Genomic DNA, 16,416 nt, shown 5'->3' on the forward strand with positions numbered 1-16,416 from the left:
CCATATCATCATTTTCAACATTATTATCATCGTTATGTAGATTATCATTTTTGTCGATGAGTTTTATTTTTTTACTGATGACGATGTTTGTCCTATCGGGATGCAGCGCAGAACAGCAAACCAAACTTGCACACGTAAAAGGAACACTCGCATGGATGCGGAGCGATTGGAATGATGCCGTGTTGTATTTTTATGAGGCTGAAAGTTTAGCGGCGGAATTACCCGATGAGACCATAAAACCGTACACGGATTTTGCCCTTGCCTCTTCATATCTGATGCAGGGAGAGGATGAGGCTGCGTCCGGAAAATTACAAAATATTTCCGAAACGGCACCTGAGATTTTACGGGCGCACCGGTTTTATCAACAAGGTATTATTGCGTTTCACTCAAAGGATTATGCGGAAGCGGCGACATTGTTCCGAAAATCCTTGGAGCTGTCCGGAAGTGACATGGCAGCAAAGATTAATTATGAATTGAGTAAAAAGTTGAGCGACACACAGCGGGAGATGCAGCATCAAGCTCCGCAACAGACGTCCGAAGATCCCGAAGCCGATCTGACGGATTCGATTATCTTAGATATTATTCGCAAAAGAGAGCAAACCGAATGGAAAAAAACACAGCGCGAATCGGAACCGGCGATAAACGATTATTAGGACTTTTAGTATGCAGGCTAGTCGCGAAGACGGCAACAATCTTTTTTTTCTTTTGTGCCGCCGCAATCCTCTATGGGCAGCAAAACGATTATGCCGAGCATTTTATTGAGCTCAAAATAGACGGTACCGAATTATCAATTGATCGCGAATTTGAAATTGAAGTTCTCATCAAACGAGAGGCTCCGTATTTGCAGAAGAATAATGGCGATACGCCGCGATTTATCCTTGAGCAGAGCGCAGATACGGCAGAGCTGATACAAAGCAGTGCGATTCCCGAACGAGACGGCCTACACCTGCGCTATCGGTATCGGTTTAACAAAACCGGTAGCTTCCGGTTCGAACCGGAGCTGCAATGGAAACGGCAAACGGTCGAGCTTACATCGCTGGATATAACCGTACACCGGTCGCGGCTCTCGGAACATACGCCGTTTGTGTGGACGCTGTATTCCGCAAGCGGTCTGCCGATTGCGGACGGCACAGCCCTTGAACAAGGCACCGAATACATCCTGTGTTTAACCGCAGCCTTTTATTCGGCAGGACATACCGAGCGTTACCGGCACGCTTTACAGACCGCCTCCGCTCAAATCGAAGCTGCCCGCCTCAAATCGTCCGGCTCCCAAGAGAATCGTAACAGCGCTGCTGTTCGGGATATTCACAGTGGGCTGCCGTTACCGGCTGAAATAGTCCGTATCGAATGCGCTCCATCCGAAAGCGCCGCGCTGAAACCGCTCTCTCTTGCCGAATTGCCGTTCGATGCGGCTGTTTTAATAAACTCGGCGGCTTTGTCAAATACTGCCCTGTCTAATACCGGCAGTTTCGAGACCGACGATGAGTATTATGTTCTTGCCGCCTTTAGTTTGATACCCTTGCGGATAGGTGTTCAAAGCCTTCCTCAAGCGCAGATATTTTTTGCAGCGGGTGGAAAAGCATTCAGCGCTCCTGCTACCTACCGCATTGACCGGCAGGCAATTACCGAGGCCGCCGCCGGTGCAGGTGGCGCGGACGGCTTCACCGCCGCTGCATTTCAGGCGCTCCCGCCTGAAACGCAGTACGGCGGTAGCACTATGACCGAGCAAGAAAAAAGCGCCGCGGCAAAGCAGATAGCCGAATACCGTAAGCAGGAAGCCGCGGTGCTTTTTTCTCCCGCAATCCGTCGTGAACGCAGAAAGTTGGAAGCTGAGTTAGAGATTGCGCATCCGCTGCCGCTGTATCCGCGCCTGCTCGGCATTCTAACGGCGATAATCTCCGGCTTACTGCTGATCGGTGCAGCGGTGTGCGGTTTCCGCAATAAAAAGCGGTTTATGCTGCTTTGTATCATCATCGCATTGTGCAGCGGAAGCCTCACCGCCGTACTGTTTCGGCTCATACTGCGGCCGCAAGGGGTATATACCGGCGGTAATGTCGATCCAGCGGTGCGGCGGATACCGGAAACGAGCAGCAGCAGCGTATATCAACTGTCGGCAGGCGAAAGCGTCATTATCATACGCAAAGCACCGCAATGGTACTACATTAAAACCGCCGACGGAGTTACCGGCTGGGTTTCCCCGCAATCGATTGTGCAGTACAATTAACGCGAGGCAACACATTGTCTTGATTTCTCTCATAAAAAATGATAGAAAGAATGAACTATTGCTTTTTACAGGAGTTTTTTATGAAATGTAGATTTTGTGAGCAAGATGTAAAACCGGTCGGGCATAATTTAGTATCAGCGACCGGCGATATTGTTTGTACTAAGAACCCGACGAAAAAGCATGTTGCCGTGTATGACGGCGTCCACTGTATCCACTGCGGTCGTCAAGTAAGCATTCTCGGTGATAGAATTGTTACCTCAGCCGGAATAAGCTGTCCGGCATCCCCATCAGGGCGACATGTCGTAAGATAGCGGGAAAAAGCTAGACAAAACATATAGTTTTAACGATGCGGCAACGCAGAGCACCGTATGTTTTCAAAAGAAATCTTGACAGCTCCATGAACACCTTGTATCATACTATATATAATTTTTTTTGTGGTTTTATTTAAAATATTAAAACCGGAGGAATGGTATGAAAAAGCATTTCATGGTAGCGTTGACAGGCGCATTCATCGGTATTGCGGCTGTCGTATTGGTTAAATTCGGAAACCCGGGAAATATGGGCTTCTGTATTGCCTGTTTCTTACGCGACATTGCAGGTACCTTAAAACTGCACAATGCAGCTGTGGTACAATATATGCGCCCCGAAGTTATCGGACTTATCGTCGGTGCGTTTGCAATCGCGCTCATAAAAAAAGAGTTTAAGCCGCGCGGCGGTTCAGCGCCTTTTACTCGCTTTGTGTTAGGCTTTTTCGTAATGATCGGCGCGTTGATGTTCTTGGGATGCCCGCTTCGTATGTTTTTACGTTTGGGCGCAGGCGACTTGAATGCGGTATTTGGGCTTGTAGGGTTCATCATCGGTATTGCTATCGGAGTGGTATTCCTCAACAAAAACTTCTCATTGAGCCGCGCGTATCCCCAATCCGGACAGGAAGGTATGCTTGCCCCCATCGTGATGATCGTATTCTTCATTTTATTGGTTGCATTCCCCGCCGTTCTCGCCTTTAGCGAAAAAGGACCCGGTTCAATGCATGCGCCGATTGCACTTGCACTCGGTATCGGTCTTGTCGGCGGCGCATTGGCACAGCGCAGCCGGCTCTGTACTGCAGGCGGTATCCGCGATGCGATTATGCTCAAAGACTTCCACCTTTTAACGGGCAGCATTGCTATTTTAGTTGCCGTGCTGATCGGAACACTTGTAACCGGACAGTTTAAGCTCGGGCTTGCGGGGCAGGCAGTTGCCCACACCGACGGTTTGTGGAACGCGCTCGGTATGGTGCTGGTTGGCTGGGCAAGTGTTCTGCTCGGCGGTTGCCCCTTACGCCAGCTCATTTTAACCGGCGAGGGTAACACCGACTCGGCTGTAACCGTAACCGGTTTGATTGCAGGTGCCGCTTTCGCTCACAACTTTGGGCTTGCTTCTTCCGGTAAAGGGCCGACCAGTGCCGGCATGATCGCCGTTGTTATCGGATTAGTCGTAACAGCCTGCGTCAGCATATACTACGCAGCAAAAAATAAATAATGTTTTTGCGGCATCTCTAATTATCGACCTCATTAGGGATGTCGTTTTTTTAATATACAAAAGGGAGCTTCTAAATAACTCAATTTTTAGAGGCGCTCGAAGGAGATAGAGAAATGGCAGATTATACGGTAGATGCACGGGGGCTTTCCTGCCCCGAACCGGTGGTACGGACAAAAAAAGCATTCGATGCGCATCAGAATTTTACGGTGCTTGTCGATAATGAAACCTCAAAAGAAAACGTTATCCGCTTTTGCGATAAGATGAAGGCAAAGACCTCCGTCTCAGCCGACGGCAGCGACTGGAAAATCACCGTTTCAAAATGATTGACGGCTACGTAATAACGTTTCACACTCATTACGAAGCGCTCGTTTGTATGCGCAGTCTCGAAAAAAGCGAGGCTGTGCAAAACGGCGTGATTACCGTCAAGCTTATTCCCGTGCCGCGCGAACTCAGCTCCACCTGCGGTACGGCGGTTAAAGTTATGATAAAAGACGGCGCTGTGTTCGGCGTAGAGAACTTTGCAAACATTGAACGCGATGAAGTGTTCAGCTTTGACTCCGCCGGAACATACACCGCAGCGGACAAGTAAGAGGCAAACATGAGCTGTGCAATCCCGGATAAAAATTTCAGTTTAATTAAATCTTCGTCCTATTCGGGATGAGGAGCAAAATTAAGTGCGGGTGCACTGGACGGATTATTAAAAAGCTTTCCTATTTGCTCCGATCCCCGGCTTTTGGTCGGCTTTGATACATCGGATGATGCGGCTGTTTATAAGATCAATGACGAGACGGCGTTAATTTTTACCGCCGATTTCTTTCCGGCCATTACGGATGATCCGTATATGTTCGGGCAAATTGCAGCCGCTAATGCGCTCAGCGATATTTACGCAATGGGCGGCGTTCCGAAACTGGCACTCAATCTTTTTTGTATTTCGGAAAAAATGCCCGAACCCATTATCAAAGAGATACTGCGAGGCGGCGCCGACAAAGCGTTTGAGGCGGGAGCAATTATCTGCGGAGGGCACACCATTTACGACAGCATTCCGAAATACGGTTTAGCGGTAACGGGTTTTGTGCATCCAGATAAAATACTGCGAAATTCAGCGTGCAAAACAGGTGATGTACTGATTTTAACCAAGCCAATCGGCTCCGGCATTTTGACGACGGCTGCGAAAGCTGATATGCTCGGCGCGGATGAGCTTAAAAGCGTGTATGACGTTATGGCCTTTTTAAATGCCGCCGCCTGCACTGTGATGACCAAATATGAGGTTCACGCCTGTACGGATATCACCGGCTTCGGACTGTTGGGGCACTTGTATGAAATGGGAAAGGGAAGCGGACTCAGTATTGAGCTTGCCTGTAAATCGCTGCCGATTTTTGACGCTGCCGTTGAATATGCCGAAATGGGCTTTGTTCCCGCCGGAGCGTATTCCAACAGGAGCTTTGTCGGCGATAATGCTGCGCTGGATGGAGTGCCGCGCGCCTATCAAGACATCCTGTTTGACCCGCAGACGTCAGGCGGGCTTGTTATTGCGGCAGCGCAAAAAGACGCACAGCTGTTATACACAGAACTCTGCACCGTCCTTGAAAATACCGTCTGCAGAAAACCGGCAATTATCGGCACGGTTGTAGAACGTACCGATAAGGTTGTCCGAGTAAGTCCCTGATAATGATAAGCCCTGCAATTACGAAATAACCTTTGCATCATCATGGTCATTGTTTATGTCCCGGTATGCTATACCACCTATATGAATATTTTAATTGACATATAACCATAGAGGTTCTATAATATAGCCATAAGTTACTCATAAAATACTTATAATATAACGATTTGATCAGCAGTCCTGATGTGATGGGGAATGTTGTTCTTATAAGGAGGAACTGATGGTTAAAACATTGCCGCTTTTTATCGATGGAAAGCAGGTTGTTTCAAAAACACAGAAATTTTCAGATGCGTATGATCCAAGTACCGGAGAGGTAATTGCAAAAGTCCCTTGCTGCACAGCGGAAGAAGTAAATACTGCGGTGTCCGCCGCAAAAAAAGCTTTTCCGGCATGGTCTGCAACTCCGGTACAAAAACGGACGCAAATATTGTATAGGGTCAGAGATTTACTGATTGAGCACATGGATGAACTTACTCATTTGGTAGCGCTGGAAAATGGAAAGGCATGGGCAGAAGCACAAGGCGATGTGTTGAAAGCAAAGGAAGGTACCGAACAAGCGATTTCTGCCCCTTCGCTTATTATGGGCGAAAGTTTGATGGATGCTTCAAGTGGTTACGATACGGTGCTGTATCGGGAACCGATCGGTGTATGTGCCGGTATTGTCCCATTCAATTTCCCTGCGATGATACCGATGGGATGGATGACCCCCATTTGTATTGCCTGCGGGAATACCATTGTACTCAAAGCCGCAACTTTTACACCGCAGTCGGCATTGCGTATCGCAGAACTGTATAAAGAAGCGGGGTTACCTGATGGAGTTATTAACATTGTAACCTGCTCCCGTACCGAAGCAGAGATTTTATTAACCCATAAGGATATTAAAGCGATAACTTTTGTCGGTTCAACATCGGTCGGCAAGCATATCTATTCGACTGCGGCGGCGACCGGTAAACGAGTTCAGGCGCTCTGTGAAGCAAAGAATCATGCATTGGTATTGGAGGATGCACCGATTGAACGAACTGCTGCGGGGATTATCAATGCGGCATACGGGTGTGCCGGTGAGCGCTGTATGGCGCTGCCGGTCGTTGTTGTACAAGAGAATATCGCCGATGCTCTTGTTGCAAAGCTAAAAGAGGCAGCCCAGCGGCTCACTGTCGGGAAAGCCTATGATAAAGCCACAAAGCTTGGGCCTGTTGTTAATGCTGAACATAAAGCTTCTATTATTAAATGGATAGAAAAAGGCATCGCAGAAGGGGCGACGCTTGTTTTAGACGGCAGAAACTATACCGTTACCGGTGCGGAAAGGGGCTTTTATCTCGGTCCGACTATCCTCGACAATGTTACAGAGGATATGACAGTCGGTACGCAAGAAATTTTCGGCCCTGTGTTATGTATTAAGCGGGTAAAGACCTTTGAAGAAGGACTCTCAATTATGAATCGAAATCCGTTTGCAAATGGTTCGGTTATCTATACCCAGAACGGATATTATGCACGGGAATTTGTGCGTCATACCGATGGGGGAATGGTTGGAATAAATGTCGGTATACCGGTACCTATCGGAATGTTCCCCTTCTCGGGGCATAAAGAATCCTTTATCGGCGATTTACATACGCTCGGTAAAGACGGTTATCGCTTTTTTACGGAAACAAAAGTCGTTACCGCCCATTGGTTTGATGAACATGAAATTCATTCAAGCGAAGTGAGCACATGGGACGGTACTATTTAAGATAAGGCATACTGATTATGATAATGATTGCAATGCGTAATCATCAGTCAGGAGGAGACTGATGATTACGCATTGCGATTTTTCTTATATTTCTTTTTTATATTCCTGCATGTTCGCGGATAAAGCGACGTGCCTTTACCGCATATTCAAACGGATTGGCAAGCGCGGGATCTTGCTCGGCTTCAACAAGGAACCATCCTTCATATTTATGTTCCGCAAGGATTGCAAAAGCTGCGTCGAAATCAATCGAACCGTCGCCCGGGACGGTAAATGCACCAAGCCTGACCCCTTGCAAAAAGCTTAAATGCTCATCTTTTACTTTTTTAACAATCGCCGGACGGATATCTTTAAGATGCACATGCTTAATACGATCGACGTACTTTTTCAAAATTGCAATGTGATCCTCGCCCGAATACACCAGATGTCCGGTATCATACAGCAGATATACTAACGACGGATCGGTTTCGGCCATCATCCTATCGATTTCCGCCGTTGTCTGTACAACCGTCCCCATGTGATGGTGGTAGACAACCTTCATACCCTTTTCCTGTGCAAGAGCCCCCAGTTTGTTTAACCCTTCGCAAAGCTGCTTCCATTCGGCGTTATTCATACAGTGCTTTTTTTCAAATATAGGCGTATCCTGCTGTCCCTGAATACTGTGTCCCTGTTCCGACACGACAATAACCTTTGCTCCCATCGCATGTAAAAAGTCGCGGTGCTTTTTGAACGCCTCTGCCGTTTCTTCAAAAGGCTTCGTTGTCAAAAAAGCGCTGAACCACGCGCTTGCAACTGCAAGGTTGCGTATTTCAAGGTATCTTTTTAAGACAGCCGGATCACGCGGATACTTATTCCCGATTTCCGTACCTGCATACCCTGCCAGGGCAGCCTCGCTGATGCACTGCTCAAATGAATTTTCCTTGCCTAAGTCGGGCATATCATCATTTGTCCATGCGATCGGTGCAATGCCGAGCCGAATTTTCTTTGCATCAAACATAATCCTTTCTCCTCTATAGCTAGTATTTTCTTGCTTGGGCAAGATGTATTTCTTTTTGCTTGTATGCTTCCTGTACCGATTCCGATGCCGAATTACCTGCAATACCGACATGCCACCAAGCGCCGTATCCGTCGGTCATGGTCTTAGGCAACACCTTAATATCGATCAGTACGGATTCAGGGACAGCCATTGCGTCTTTCAACGCGTAAGCCAGTTCATCAAGTGTTCGTGCCGTATAAGCTTTAAGTCCGTAGCCCCGCGCCACCATCGCATAATCGATCGGAACCATTTCACCGTCCTGCGCTCCCGTTTCAGCATTTCTAAACCGGAATTCCGTTGCAAGACTGGCAATTCCCTGCCCCATTTGTAGGTTATTAATACAGCCGAAGCCGCAATTATCAAACAGCAATACGGTAATCTTAATCCCCTCCTGCCGCGCCGTTATCAACTCGGAATGCAGCATTAAAAAAGCGCCGTCCCCGACCATGCTATACACAGGGCGCGCAGGCTCCGCAAGTTTTACCCCGACGGCGGAGGCAATCTCGTAGCCCATACAGGAATACCCGTATTCAAGATGATAGCCGCCGGGTGAATCCGTTGTCCACATCCGCTGTAAATCCCCCGGTAAACTGCCCGAGGCGCCGGTTACAACCGCATCGGCTTCGATTGTCTTGCGGATAAGCGCAAGGGCAGCCGTTTGCGTAATAACGCCGCCGGTTGCGCGGATAAAATCATCAATCGAATGAGGATTGCGCTTTTCAATAAGCGGCTGAAATCCCGTTCCGTTTTTAAGATAGGCATATTCTGAAAGCCGCTCCATCTCCGTATGCCAACCGGCTTGCGCAGCCTCGATTTCTCCCGAATATCCGGTATGATACTGCGCGTTTTTAAGCGCCGGAAGCAGTTCCGCAAGGCAGACTTTCACATCACCCACAAGCGGCAGCGCATCCAGCTTTCCCGCATCAAAGCCGCTAACATTTATCGAAAGGAACCGGACGCCGGGATGCCGGAACAGCCATTTTGAAGCAGTGGTAAAGTCGGTAAAGCGCGTCCCTACCCCGATAATCAAATCCGCCTCTTTTGCAATCGTATTGGCGGCGCTGTTTCCGGTTACCCCGACGCCGCCGAGGTTCAGCGGTTCACTGCCTGCGATGCAGCCTTTCCCCGCCTGCGTTTCTGCAAATGGAATATCAAAGGTCTTACAAAACGATAAAAGCTCAGCCCCTGCTTCCGAATACCGTACGCCGCCGCCGCAAATCACTAGCGGTTTTTGAGCGCCAGCGATGCAGGCTACCGCCTGCTTAAGCAGCGTTTCATCTGGACGGCGGCGTTCAATTGTGTGTATCCGATCCGCTAAAAAACTTTCGGGGAAATCCCAGACCTCACCTTGTACATCCTGCGGCAAGGAAATACACACCCCACCGGTCAGTTCGGGGTCGGTCAACACCCGCAGTGCATTGATAAGCGCTGTCATCAGCTGTTCGGGGCGCTGTACGCGATCCCAGTATCGGCATACTGGTCTAAAGGCATCGCTCGTAGTAACAGCCGCACTGTACGGCTGCTCTATTTGCTGCAGTACGGGGTCGCTTTGCCGTGTTGCAAAGGTATCGCCGGTAAAGACCAAGAGGGGAATATGATTTGCCGTTGCAAGCGCGCAAGCGGTTACCATATTTGCGGCACCCGGACCGATAGACGATGTGCACGCGATGATTTTTTGCCGGTTGTGCTGTTTGGCAAAACCGATCGCCGCATGACACATCCCCTGTTCGTTTCTTCCCTGATACACCCGTAAATTACCTGGGTCGGTCGCTAAGGCCTCACCGAGACCGCAGACATTTCCATGCCCGAATATTGTAAATATCCCTTCTACAAACTTTATCTTCTTACCGTCCCGCATCACATATTGGCGGTCAAGAAATGCCGTTATCGCCTGTCCAACTGTCTTTCGTACCATCGCCGATTCCTCCATCATATGGAAACTTCTAAAAATAACCGTTTTTTTAAAGATATTCCTTTATATATAGCCTCTTAAAGAACGTCGGTTAAATCCACATCTATAGTTTAAATAGTAGCATTGAACGAGCACGCCGTCAAGAATTTTTTAAGAAATGCTCATTATATACTCATTAAAAATAATAGATATAACCAATATATAACATATATATAATATTAAAATTATATTTAATATATCATTATTTATCAATTTATTGCTTGAATTTACCCAAAACCTATAGTATACTTGTGTCAGAATAGTAAGGAGGCTGAAGAAAATGATTTCTCTCGGCATTATCGGTGCAGGAAGAATCGGAAAGGTTCATGCACAAAGTATTATGAATCACATTACATCGGTGCGGCTTAAAACGATTGCCGATCCCTTTATGAATGAGGAGACCGAAGCCTCGCTCCGCGTGCTCGGTGTGTCCGATTGCACAAAAGATTATAAAAAGATATTAAATGACCCCGAAATTGATGCGGTCTTAATCTGCTCATCAACGAACACTCATGCAGACATCTCGCTTGAGGCAATCGCAGCCGGTAAGCATGTGTTTTGCGAAAAACCCGTGTCTCAAGACATTGCAAAAATCCGTCAGGTAATGGAAAAATTAAAAGGAACAAAACTTAAATATCAAGTAGGCTTTAACCGCCGGTTTGATCATAATTTTGAAGCGGTACGCGCCGCCGTCGCAAATGGAGATGTCGGCAATGTGCATATTGTACGCATTACATCTCGCGACCCTGCACCGCCGCCGCCCGAATACGCAGCCGTTTCAGGAGGCATGTTCCTCGACATGACTATCCATGATTTCGATATGGTACGCTATTTAACCGCAAGCGATGTTGTCGAGGTGTTTGCAAACGGCGCTGTGCTGGTAGATCCGCTTATCGGGGAAGCGGGCGATATAGATACGGCCATTATTTCGCTTAAAATGGCGAATGGCGCCTTAGCCGTTATCGACAATTCCCGCAAGGCGGTATACGGATATGATCAACGTGCGGAGGTGTTCGGTTCGAAAGGCCAAGCAAGCGTTTCCAACGACACGAACTCATCGCTCATCCTGAGCAGCGAGACCGGTATCCATGCTGAAAAGCCGCTCTACTTTTTCCTTGAACGGTATATGGCTTCCTTTACAAAAGAGGTGCGTATGTTCGTACAGGCAATTGAGCAGGACAGCCCCGTACCGGTTGACATTAACGACGGATTGCAGCCGGTATTGATCGCCGCCGCAGCGTTGCGTTCCTTAAAAGAACACCGTCCGGTACTTTTATCGGAAATAAAGTAAGAGGCGGAAACCGGCATGGCATTAGCGCTGATGACTGATTTATTGCGGGAGGCTGAACAACATAATAAGGCGGTAGGTGCCTTTAACGTTGCCAATATGGAAATGATTATCGGTGCGATAAAGGCGGCGGAAACGGCAAATACCCCTATTATTCTTCAAATTGCGCAGGCGCGGCTGATCTATTCCCCGTTCCATCTAATCGCACCGATGATGGTGAGCGCCGCCCGTGCCGCAAAGGTACCCGTAGCAGTGCATCTTGACCATGGACAAACCCTTGATGTCATCAAAAACGCACTCGACTACGGCTTTACTTCCGTCATGATTGACGGTTCCGCGCTTCCGCTGGAACAAAATATTGCAATAACGAATGAGACGCTTGCCGCAGCAAAAAAATACGGCGCAGGCGTCGAAGCGGAGTTGGGAACAATCGGCGGCAGCGAAGGCGGCGCCGAAAAAAAGGCCGTTACTACCGATCCCGAAACCGTAAGGGTATTTTTAAGCCGCGCTCCGGCTAATGCACTTGCCGTTGCTATCGGGAATGCGCACGGCCATTATCGAGGAACGCCGCAGCTTGATTTTGAGGTGCTGAAAACAATACGTGCACTGACACCGGCGCCGCTGGTTTTGCATGGCGGTACCGGCATCAGCGATGAAGATTTCAGGCGGTGTATAAACTGTGGTATACGGAAGGTTAACATTGCAACGGCAAATTTTGATGCTGCTGCGGACAGTATACGCGCTTATTGCGCTCAACATGATACGCCAATGTTTTTCGACATACATGAAGCCGCCGTGCAAGGCGTATACGAAAATGTTCTTCGCCACATCGCGGTTTTTAATAATGAGGAGAAAGGCTGATGTATATTGATTTTGACCGGTCTCGACCGCTGGATCTCGTGTTGTTTGGACGGGCAACCGTCGATTTAAACCCTATTGATTATTTCCATCCGCTGCAGGATTGCGTTTCATTCAAAAAATATCTCGGCGGCTCTCCTGCAAATATTGCAGTCGGGCTTGCTCGCCTCGGGAAAAAGGTCGGCTTTGTAGGAGCCGTTTCCGATGACCAGTTCGGTATCTTTATTACCGACACGTTTCAAAAAGAAGGGGTTGATATCTCCCGAATGATGCGGACAACGCACGGAGAAAAACTCGGGCTTACCTTTACGGAAATCCTCAATGAACACGAAAGTAGTATTCTGATGTACCGCAATCAAGTGGCAGACTTATCGCTTTCTACGGAGCATATTCACGAAGACTATATTCAATCGGCAAAGGCAGTGCTTATTTCCGGTACCGCATTGGCGCAAAGCCCTTCCCGTGAAGCGATGTTGAAAGCGGTTACGTTTGCAAAGAAAACCAATACACCGATTATTTTCGACATTGACTACCGTCCCTATAACTGGAAAAGCGAGGATGAAACCGCACTGTATTATTCGATCGTTGCGCACGAAAGTACTGTCATACTCGGTTCCCGTGAAGAGTATGATTTAACTGAACGGCTGATAGGGCCGGGTAAAAATGATGCAGAGACGGCAGCCTATTGGCATTCGCAAAAAGCAAAAATCGTTGTTATTAAGCACGGGAAAAAAGGCTCGACGGCGTATACGCAGGACGGAAAAGACTTTTCGATTAAACCCTTTCCGGTAAAGGCGCTTAAATCGTTCGGCGGCGGTGACGGTTATGCTTCGGCATTTTTATTCGGTATCTTTAACGGCTGGGATATGATTGAATGTCTTGAATTCGGCAGCGCTTCGGCTTCGCTTTTGGTGGCAAGTCACGGCTGTTCCGCCGATATGCCGTCTGAAGAAAAGGTGAGACAGTTTATCAAAGAGTGTAAAGCACAATACGGCGAGATGGTTGCGCGGGAGGGGTAATGACTATGAAGTACGATAGAAAATCGCTATTCGGCTACCCTACGTTTAACGAACACGGGGTACAGATACTTACGGAAACAAACGGCCTTTATGCAAATATGCTGATGAATATTTCTGTTCACCGGCTTATGGCGGGGCAAACGCTTTCTTTACGGGACTCGGCGCAAGAGACTGCGGTGCTGCTCCTTGAGGGTACCGTGCATTTTGCTTGGGAGGACAAAACCGAAATCGCCGTGCGTCCTACTACTTGGGACAATGCCGGTTATTGCCTGCATATTCCCAAAAATACTGCGGTAACCGTTACGGCGGAGCAGCCCTCGCTTGTACTGGTACAGCAAACGGAAAATTTCCGCAGCTTTACCCCTGTGTTCTATACCCCTGATACGATAAAAATCAACACCTTCGGTACCAATATCCCCGGCAATACGGCGGTGCGGGAGGTTACCACCATCTTTGATTACAGCACGGCTCCGTATTCCAACATGGTTATCGGAGAAATCTTTAACCATGCGGGGCTGTGGTCAAGCTTTATTCCGCATACCCATGAACAGCCCGAAGTATACTACTATCGATTTGATAAGCCGCAAGGATTTGGTGCCTGTTTTATCGGGGATGAGGTGTTTAAAATCAAACATGAAAGCTTTGCAGCTATCCCGGGCGGATTAACCCATCCGCAGGTTGCGGCTCCTGCCTACCGTATGGCCTATGTTTGGATGATTCGGCATCTTGATGGAAACCCGTGGACAAGCCGCTGCGATGCGCCCGAACATCACTGGATAGTTGACCAATTCGGTAGTATTGGGTATTAAATTATTCATAATATGAGAACACAGCGACTGGAGAAAATTGAAAATTTTGTTTATCATTATCAAGCGGTAACCCTTGATCAACTTTGTGATGCCTTTAAAGTATCAAAAAACACTATCCGGCGGGATATTGATGAGATCGTTAAGGGGAAGAAAATTGAAAAAACATACGGCGGGGTACGTGTTGCAAAAGAGGGGATAACGCTTCCTTCCTTTGGCGATCGCACGGTTCAAAATCTTGATCTAAAAAAACGGATTGCGCGCACTGCCTGCGATTATGTGAAAGATGGAGATATTATCTTTATCGATTCAGGCACTACGACCTGCCACATGATAGAAGGGCTGCAAAACAAACAGGTGACGGTACTTACCAATAATCTTGAATTTCTCATTCAGGCAGTGCCGTATACCGGTTTGCAAGTTTTTAGCCTCTCCGGTGAACTGGACAGGAGCACGCTTTCGTTTACCGGCCCGCATACGCTTGAGGTCTTGAAAAGTTATAATATTTCTAAGGCTTTCATGGCGGCAACTGGTATCAGCACCCATGCGGAAGTCAGCAATACGGTTCCGGCAGAATCCGTAGTAAAGAAACTTGCTATCGCCCGATCACAGGAAGTATATCTTTTGTTAGACAGCAGTAAATTTAATCAAACATCGATGGTAACCTATAGCTCTTTCAGTAATTTTGATGCGCTAATAACCGATAAACAGCCGACAGACGATTTACTCATTTCTCTTCAAAAAAATGATGTTGAAATTGTGCTCGCGGATTGTATCGGAACACCGGCATCTAGAATCGTTCCTTAAAATTCAACAGCCGAACAAAATATCAATTTTGGAGACTGTTGAATTCGTGCGCGGTAGCGCACATATAATCCGCAACTTTGCTTTGTGTAAACTTGACGTGTTTTTCAGCCGCGCTATTTCAGCGGCTGAAAATAAACCTTCCTTAAAATTGAACAACTGAACAAAGTGTCAACTTTGGAAGGTGTTCAATTAGTACGCGATAGCGTACATACAATCTGCAATGTTTGCGTGAGCAAACTCGACGGTTAACTTCGGCAACCCTATTTGGTTGCCGAGAAGTTATACCTTCCTTAAAATGCAATAGTTAAACAAAACATCAAAGTCCTTACTCTTCCTCCTGCAAGGGAATATTTTATCAATAGTTTGTTATATTTAACAATAAAATGGGTATATTTTGAGTATTTTATAAATATTTTTCTTGACGTCAGTATTTTTCAATGCTACTATTAACATATACGTATCTAAAAATACCGGTTTATATACAAAAGAACCGGCGGAATGTACGTGGACTTTAGCAAATCGGCGGAGACATTAGGAGGAAAAGATGAAAACTTTTGTAAAGCGAATGTTGTATGTTACAGCAGTGGCTGCAATGTTGTTGGGGTGTACAAAGAAAGAGGCTGTTGCGCCTCAGGCATCCGAAACAAAGACCGACGGCTTTACGGTAGGTTATTGTATCAATAATCTCAATGATACTTTCCAGACTTACATTCTGGAAGCTGCAAAAACAGCTATTACCGAAGCGGGAGGGCAGATTGAGGTTAACGACGCAACCGAGGACACTATCAAGCAGCAGGATCAGGTAAACAGTTTTATTGCAAAAGGCGTTAAGGGATTGATTGTCGTACCGGTAGATACCAGTTCGATGGATGCCATCACCAATGCGGCACGAAATGCCGGCATTCCACTCTGTTATGTTAACCGCAATCCTTTTGCCGGTAAAGAGGATAGTATGCCTGATGGCGTGTACTATGTCGGATCGCAGGAGATTGTCGCAGGGCGGCTTCAAGGCGAGCGGGTCGGGGAGCTGCTGCAAGGGAAGGGTGGTGTTGCAATTTTGGTTGGTATCCTCGGAAATGAAGGCGCATTAAAGCGGACTGAGGGAAATAAAGAAGTGCTCGCTTCAAAATATCCCGAAATCACCGTGCTTGCCGAACAAACGGCGAACTGGCAACGCGACCAAGCGGTTACCGTTACCGAAAACTGGATTACGACGTACGGCCATAAATTGAATGCGATATTGGCGAATAATGACGAAATGGCGCTGGGCGCTATTAAGGCGCTGGAAGCTGGGAATAGAAAAGATGTTTTTGTTCTCGGTGTAGATGCAACGCTTGACGGACGGAATGCCGTACGCGAAGGGTTGATGGCGGCAACGGTATTTCAGGATGCGAACGGACAAGGTGGTGGCGCTGCAAAGGTTATCACCACAAAGATAAAGGGTGGCAACCCCGAAAAAATAACGTGGGTACCGTTTCAATTGGTTGATAAGGACTCTCCGCTATTGAAATAAGGCGCCT

At 47.5% G+C, this 16,416-nt stretch carries 16 protein-coding genes; 14 read left to right on the plus strand and 2 right to left on the minus strand.

All coding sequences use genetic code 11. The features are described from left to right. Nucleotides 1-56 precede the first annotated feature (56 nt). The 8 genes from ABH09_RS00250 to ABH09_RS00285 all read left to right on the plus strand — a co-directional run bounded on the left by ABH09_RS00250 (nucleotide 57) and on the right by ABH09_RS00285 (nucleotide 7,134). Nucleotides 57-653, plus strand: a complete 597-nt coding sequence (locus ABH09_RS00250) for a tetratricopeptide repeat protein (protein WP_253714749.1) — start codon at nucleotides 57-59, stop codon at nucleotides 651-653. Beyond that, complete coding sequence (locus ABH09_RS00255) at nucleotides 605-2,224, plus strand: SH3 domain-containing protein (protein ID WP_253714750.1); 1,620 nt, start codon at nucleotides 605-607, stop codon at nucleotides 2,222-2,224. Before ABH09_RS00250 ends, ABH09_RS00255 begins: the two co-directional genes overlap by 49 nt. Before the next feature lie 80 nt (nucleotides 2,225-2,304). Then, nucleotides 2,305-2,535, plus strand: coding sequence for a hypothetical protein (locus tag ABH09_RS00260; RefSeq protein WP_162661964.1), 231 nt, complete (start codon nucleotides 2,305-2,307; stop codon nucleotides 2,533-2,535). A 160-nt stretch (nucleotides 2,536-2,695) separates the two neighbouring features. Next, nucleotides 2,696-3,745 carry a YedE family putative selenium transporter gene (yedE, locus tag ABH09_RS00265; protein ID WP_253714751.1) on the plus strand — a complete coding sequence of 350 codons (1,050 nt, stop codon included), beginning with the start codon at nucleotides 2,696-2,698 and terminating at the stop codon, nucleotides 3,743-3,745. Between the two features lie 113 nt (nucleotides 3,746-3,858). After that, on the plus strand, nucleotides 3,859-4,068 hold the full coding sequence (locus ABH09_RS00270; RefSeq protein ID WP_162661966.1) for a sulfurtransferase TusA family protein: 210 nt from the start codon (nucleotides 3,859-3,861) through the stop codon (nucleotides 4,066-4,068). Further along, on the plus strand, nucleotides 4,065-4,334 hold the full coding sequence (locus tag ABH09_RS00275) for a putative Se/S carrier protein (protein WP_253714752.1): 270 nt from the start codon (nucleotides 4,065-4,067) through the stop codon (nucleotides 4,332-4,334). The genes ABH09_RS00270 and ABH09_RS00275 overlap by 4 nt, the downstream gene beginning before the upstream one ends. A gap of 9 nt (nucleotides 4,335-4,343) precedes the next feature. Further along, the gene (selD, locus tag ABH09_RS00280) at nucleotides 4,344-5,411 is read left to right on the plus strand and encodes a selenide, water dikinase SelD (protein ID WP_253714753.1); all 1,068 of its coding nucleotides are present in this window, start codon (nucleotides 4,344-4,346) and stop codon (nucleotides 5,409-5,411) included. Nucleotides 5,412-5,628: 217 nt separating this feature from the next. Next, nucleotides 5,629-7,134 (plus strand): CoA-acylating methylmalonate-semialdehyde dehydrogenase, encoded by a 1,506-nt coding sequence (locus ABH09_RS00285; RefSeq protein ID WP_253714754.1) that lies wholly within the window; start codon nucleotides 5,629-5,631, stop codon nucleotides 7,132-7,134. Nucleotides 7,135-7,231: 97 nt separating this feature from the next. Here the strand turns inward: ABH09_RS00285 and iolE are convergent, their stop codons facing one another. After that, on the minus strand, nucleotides 7,232-8,128 hold the full coding sequence (iolE, locus tag ABH09_RS00290) for a myo-inosose-2 dehydratase (protein ID WP_253714755.1): 897 nt from the start codon (nucleotides 8,126-8,128) through the stop codon (nucleotides 7,232-7,234). Between the two features lie 19 nt (nucleotides 8,129-8,147). Then, the gene (gene iolD, locus ABH09_RS00295; RefSeq protein WP_253714756.1) at nucleotides 8,148-10,082 is read right to left on the minus strand and encodes a 3D-(3,5/4)-trihydroxycyclohexane-1,2-dione acylhydrolase (decyclizing); all 1,935 of its coding nucleotides are present in this window, start codon (nucleotides 10,080-10,082) and stop codon (nucleotides 8,148-8,150) included. 316 nt (nucleotides 10,083-10,398) lie between these two features. Between iolD and iolG the strand changes: the two genes are divergently transcribed. The 6 genes from iolG to ABH09_RS00325 all read left to right on the plus strand — a co-directional run bounded on the left by iolG (nucleotide 10,399) and on the right by ABH09_RS00325 (nucleotide 16,409). Then, the gene (gene iolG / locus ABH09_RS00300; protein ID WP_253714757.1) at nucleotides 10,399-11,409 is read left to right on the plus strand and encodes an inositol 2-dehydrogenase; all 1,011 of its coding nucleotides are present in this window, start codon (nucleotides 10,399-10,401) and stop codon (nucleotides 11,407-11,409) included. Between the two features lie 15 nt (nucleotides 11,410-11,424). Beyond that, on the plus strand, nucleotides 11,425-12,267 hold the full coding sequence (locus ABH09_RS00305; protein ID WP_253714758.1) for a ketose-bisphosphate aldolase: 843 nt from the start codon (nucleotides 11,425-11,427) through the stop codon (nucleotides 12,265-12,267). Then, entirely contained in the window at nucleotides 12,267-13,283 is a 1,017-nt protein-coding gene (gene iolC, locus ABH09_RS00310) for a 5-dehydro-2-deoxygluconokinase (protein ID WP_253714759.1), read from the plus strand. Before ABH09_RS00305 ends, iolC begins: the two co-directional genes overlap by 1 nt. 5 nt (nucleotides 13,284-13,288) lie before the next feature. Beyond that, a complete protein-coding gene (locus tag ABH09_RS00315) occupies nucleotides 13,289-14,092 on the plus strand; it encodes a 5-deoxy-glucuronate isomerase (protein WP_253714760.1) in 804 nt (267 codons plus the stop codon). 12 nt (nucleotides 14,093-14,104) lie between these two features. After that, nucleotides 14,105-14,896, plus strand: a complete 792-nt coding sequence (locus ABH09_RS00320) for a DeoR/GlpR family DNA-binding transcription regulator (RefSeq protein ID WP_253714761.1) — start codon at nucleotides 14,105-14,107, stop codon at nucleotides 14,894-14,896. A gap of 544 nt (nucleotides 14,897-15,440) precedes the next feature. Beyond that, nucleotides 15,441-16,409 carry a substrate-binding domain-containing protein gene (locus ABH09_RS00325; RefSeq protein WP_253714762.1) on the plus strand — a complete coding sequence of 323 codons (969 nt, stop codon included), beginning with the start codon at nucleotides 15,441-15,443 and terminating at the stop codon, nucleotides 16,407-16,409. The last annotated feature ends 7 nt before the right edge of the window (nucleotides 16,410-16,416 follow it).

It is taken from the genome of Treponema sp. OMZ 803, from assembly GCF_024181165.1.
Classification (GTDB): Bacteria; Spirochaetota; Spirochaetia; order Treponematales; family Treponemataceae; genus Treponema.

Excerpts from the sequence above, each read along its gene's own strand:
- ABH09_RS00250 (WP_253714749.1), top strand. The coding sequence starts at position 57 with ATGAGTTTTATTTTTTTACTGATGACGATGTTTGTCCTATCGGGATGC.
- ABH09_RS00255 (WP_253714750.1), top strand. The coding sequence starts at position 605 with ATGGAAAAAAACACAGCGCGAATCGGAACCGGCGATAAACGATTATTA.
- ABH09_RS00260 (WP_162661964.1), top strand. The coding sequence starts at position 2,305 with ATGAAATGTAGATTTTGTGAGCAAGATGTAAAACCGGTCGGGCATAAT.
- yedE (WP_253714751.1), top strand. The coding sequence starts at position 2,696 with ATGAAAAAGCATTTCATGGTAGCGTTGACAGGCGCATTCATCGGTATT.
- ABH09_RS00270 (WP_162661966.1), top strand. The coding sequence starts at position 3,859 with ATGGCAGATTATACGGTAGATGCACGGGGGCTTTCCTGCCCCGAACCG.
- ABH09_RS00275 (WP_253714752.1), top strand. The coding sequence starts at position 4,065 with ATGATTGACGGCTACGTAATAACGTTTCACACTCATTACGAAGCGCTC.
- ABH09_RS00285 (WP_253714754.1), top strand. The coding sequence starts at position 5,629 with ATGGTTAAAACATTGCCGCTTTTTATCGATGGAAAGCAGGTTGTTTCA.
- iolE (WP_253714755.1), bottom strand. The coding sequence starts at position 8,128 with ATGTTTGATGCAAAGAAAATTCGGCTCGGCATTGCACCGATCGCATGG.
- iolD (WP_253714756.1), bottom strand. The coding sequence starts at position 10,082 with ATGGTACGAAAGACAGTTGGACAGGCGATAACGGCATTTCTTGACCGC.
- iolG (WP_253714757.1), top strand. The coding sequence starts at position 10,399 with ATGATTTCTCTCGGCATTATCGGTGCAGGAAGAATCGGAAAGGTTCAT.
- ABH09_RS00305 (WP_253714758.1), top strand. The coding sequence starts at position 11,425 with ATGGCATTAGCGCTGATGACTGATTTATTGCGGGAGGCTGAACAACAT.
- iolC (WP_253714759.1), top strand. The coding sequence starts at position 12,267 with ATGTATATTGATTTTGACCGGTCTCGACCGCTGGATCTCGTGTTGTTT.
- ABH09_RS00315 (WP_253714760.1), top strand. The coding sequence starts at position 13,289 with ATGAAGTACGATAGAAAATCGCTATTCGGCTACCCTACGTTTAACGAA.
- ABH09_RS00320 (WP_253714761.1), top strand. The coding sequence starts at position 14,105 with ATGAGAACACAGCGACTGGAGAAAATTGAAAATTTTGTTTATCATTAT.
- ABH09_RS00325 (WP_253714762.1), top strand. The coding sequence starts at position 15,441 with ATGAAAACTTTTGTAAAGCGAATGTTGTATGTTACAGCAGTGGCTGCA.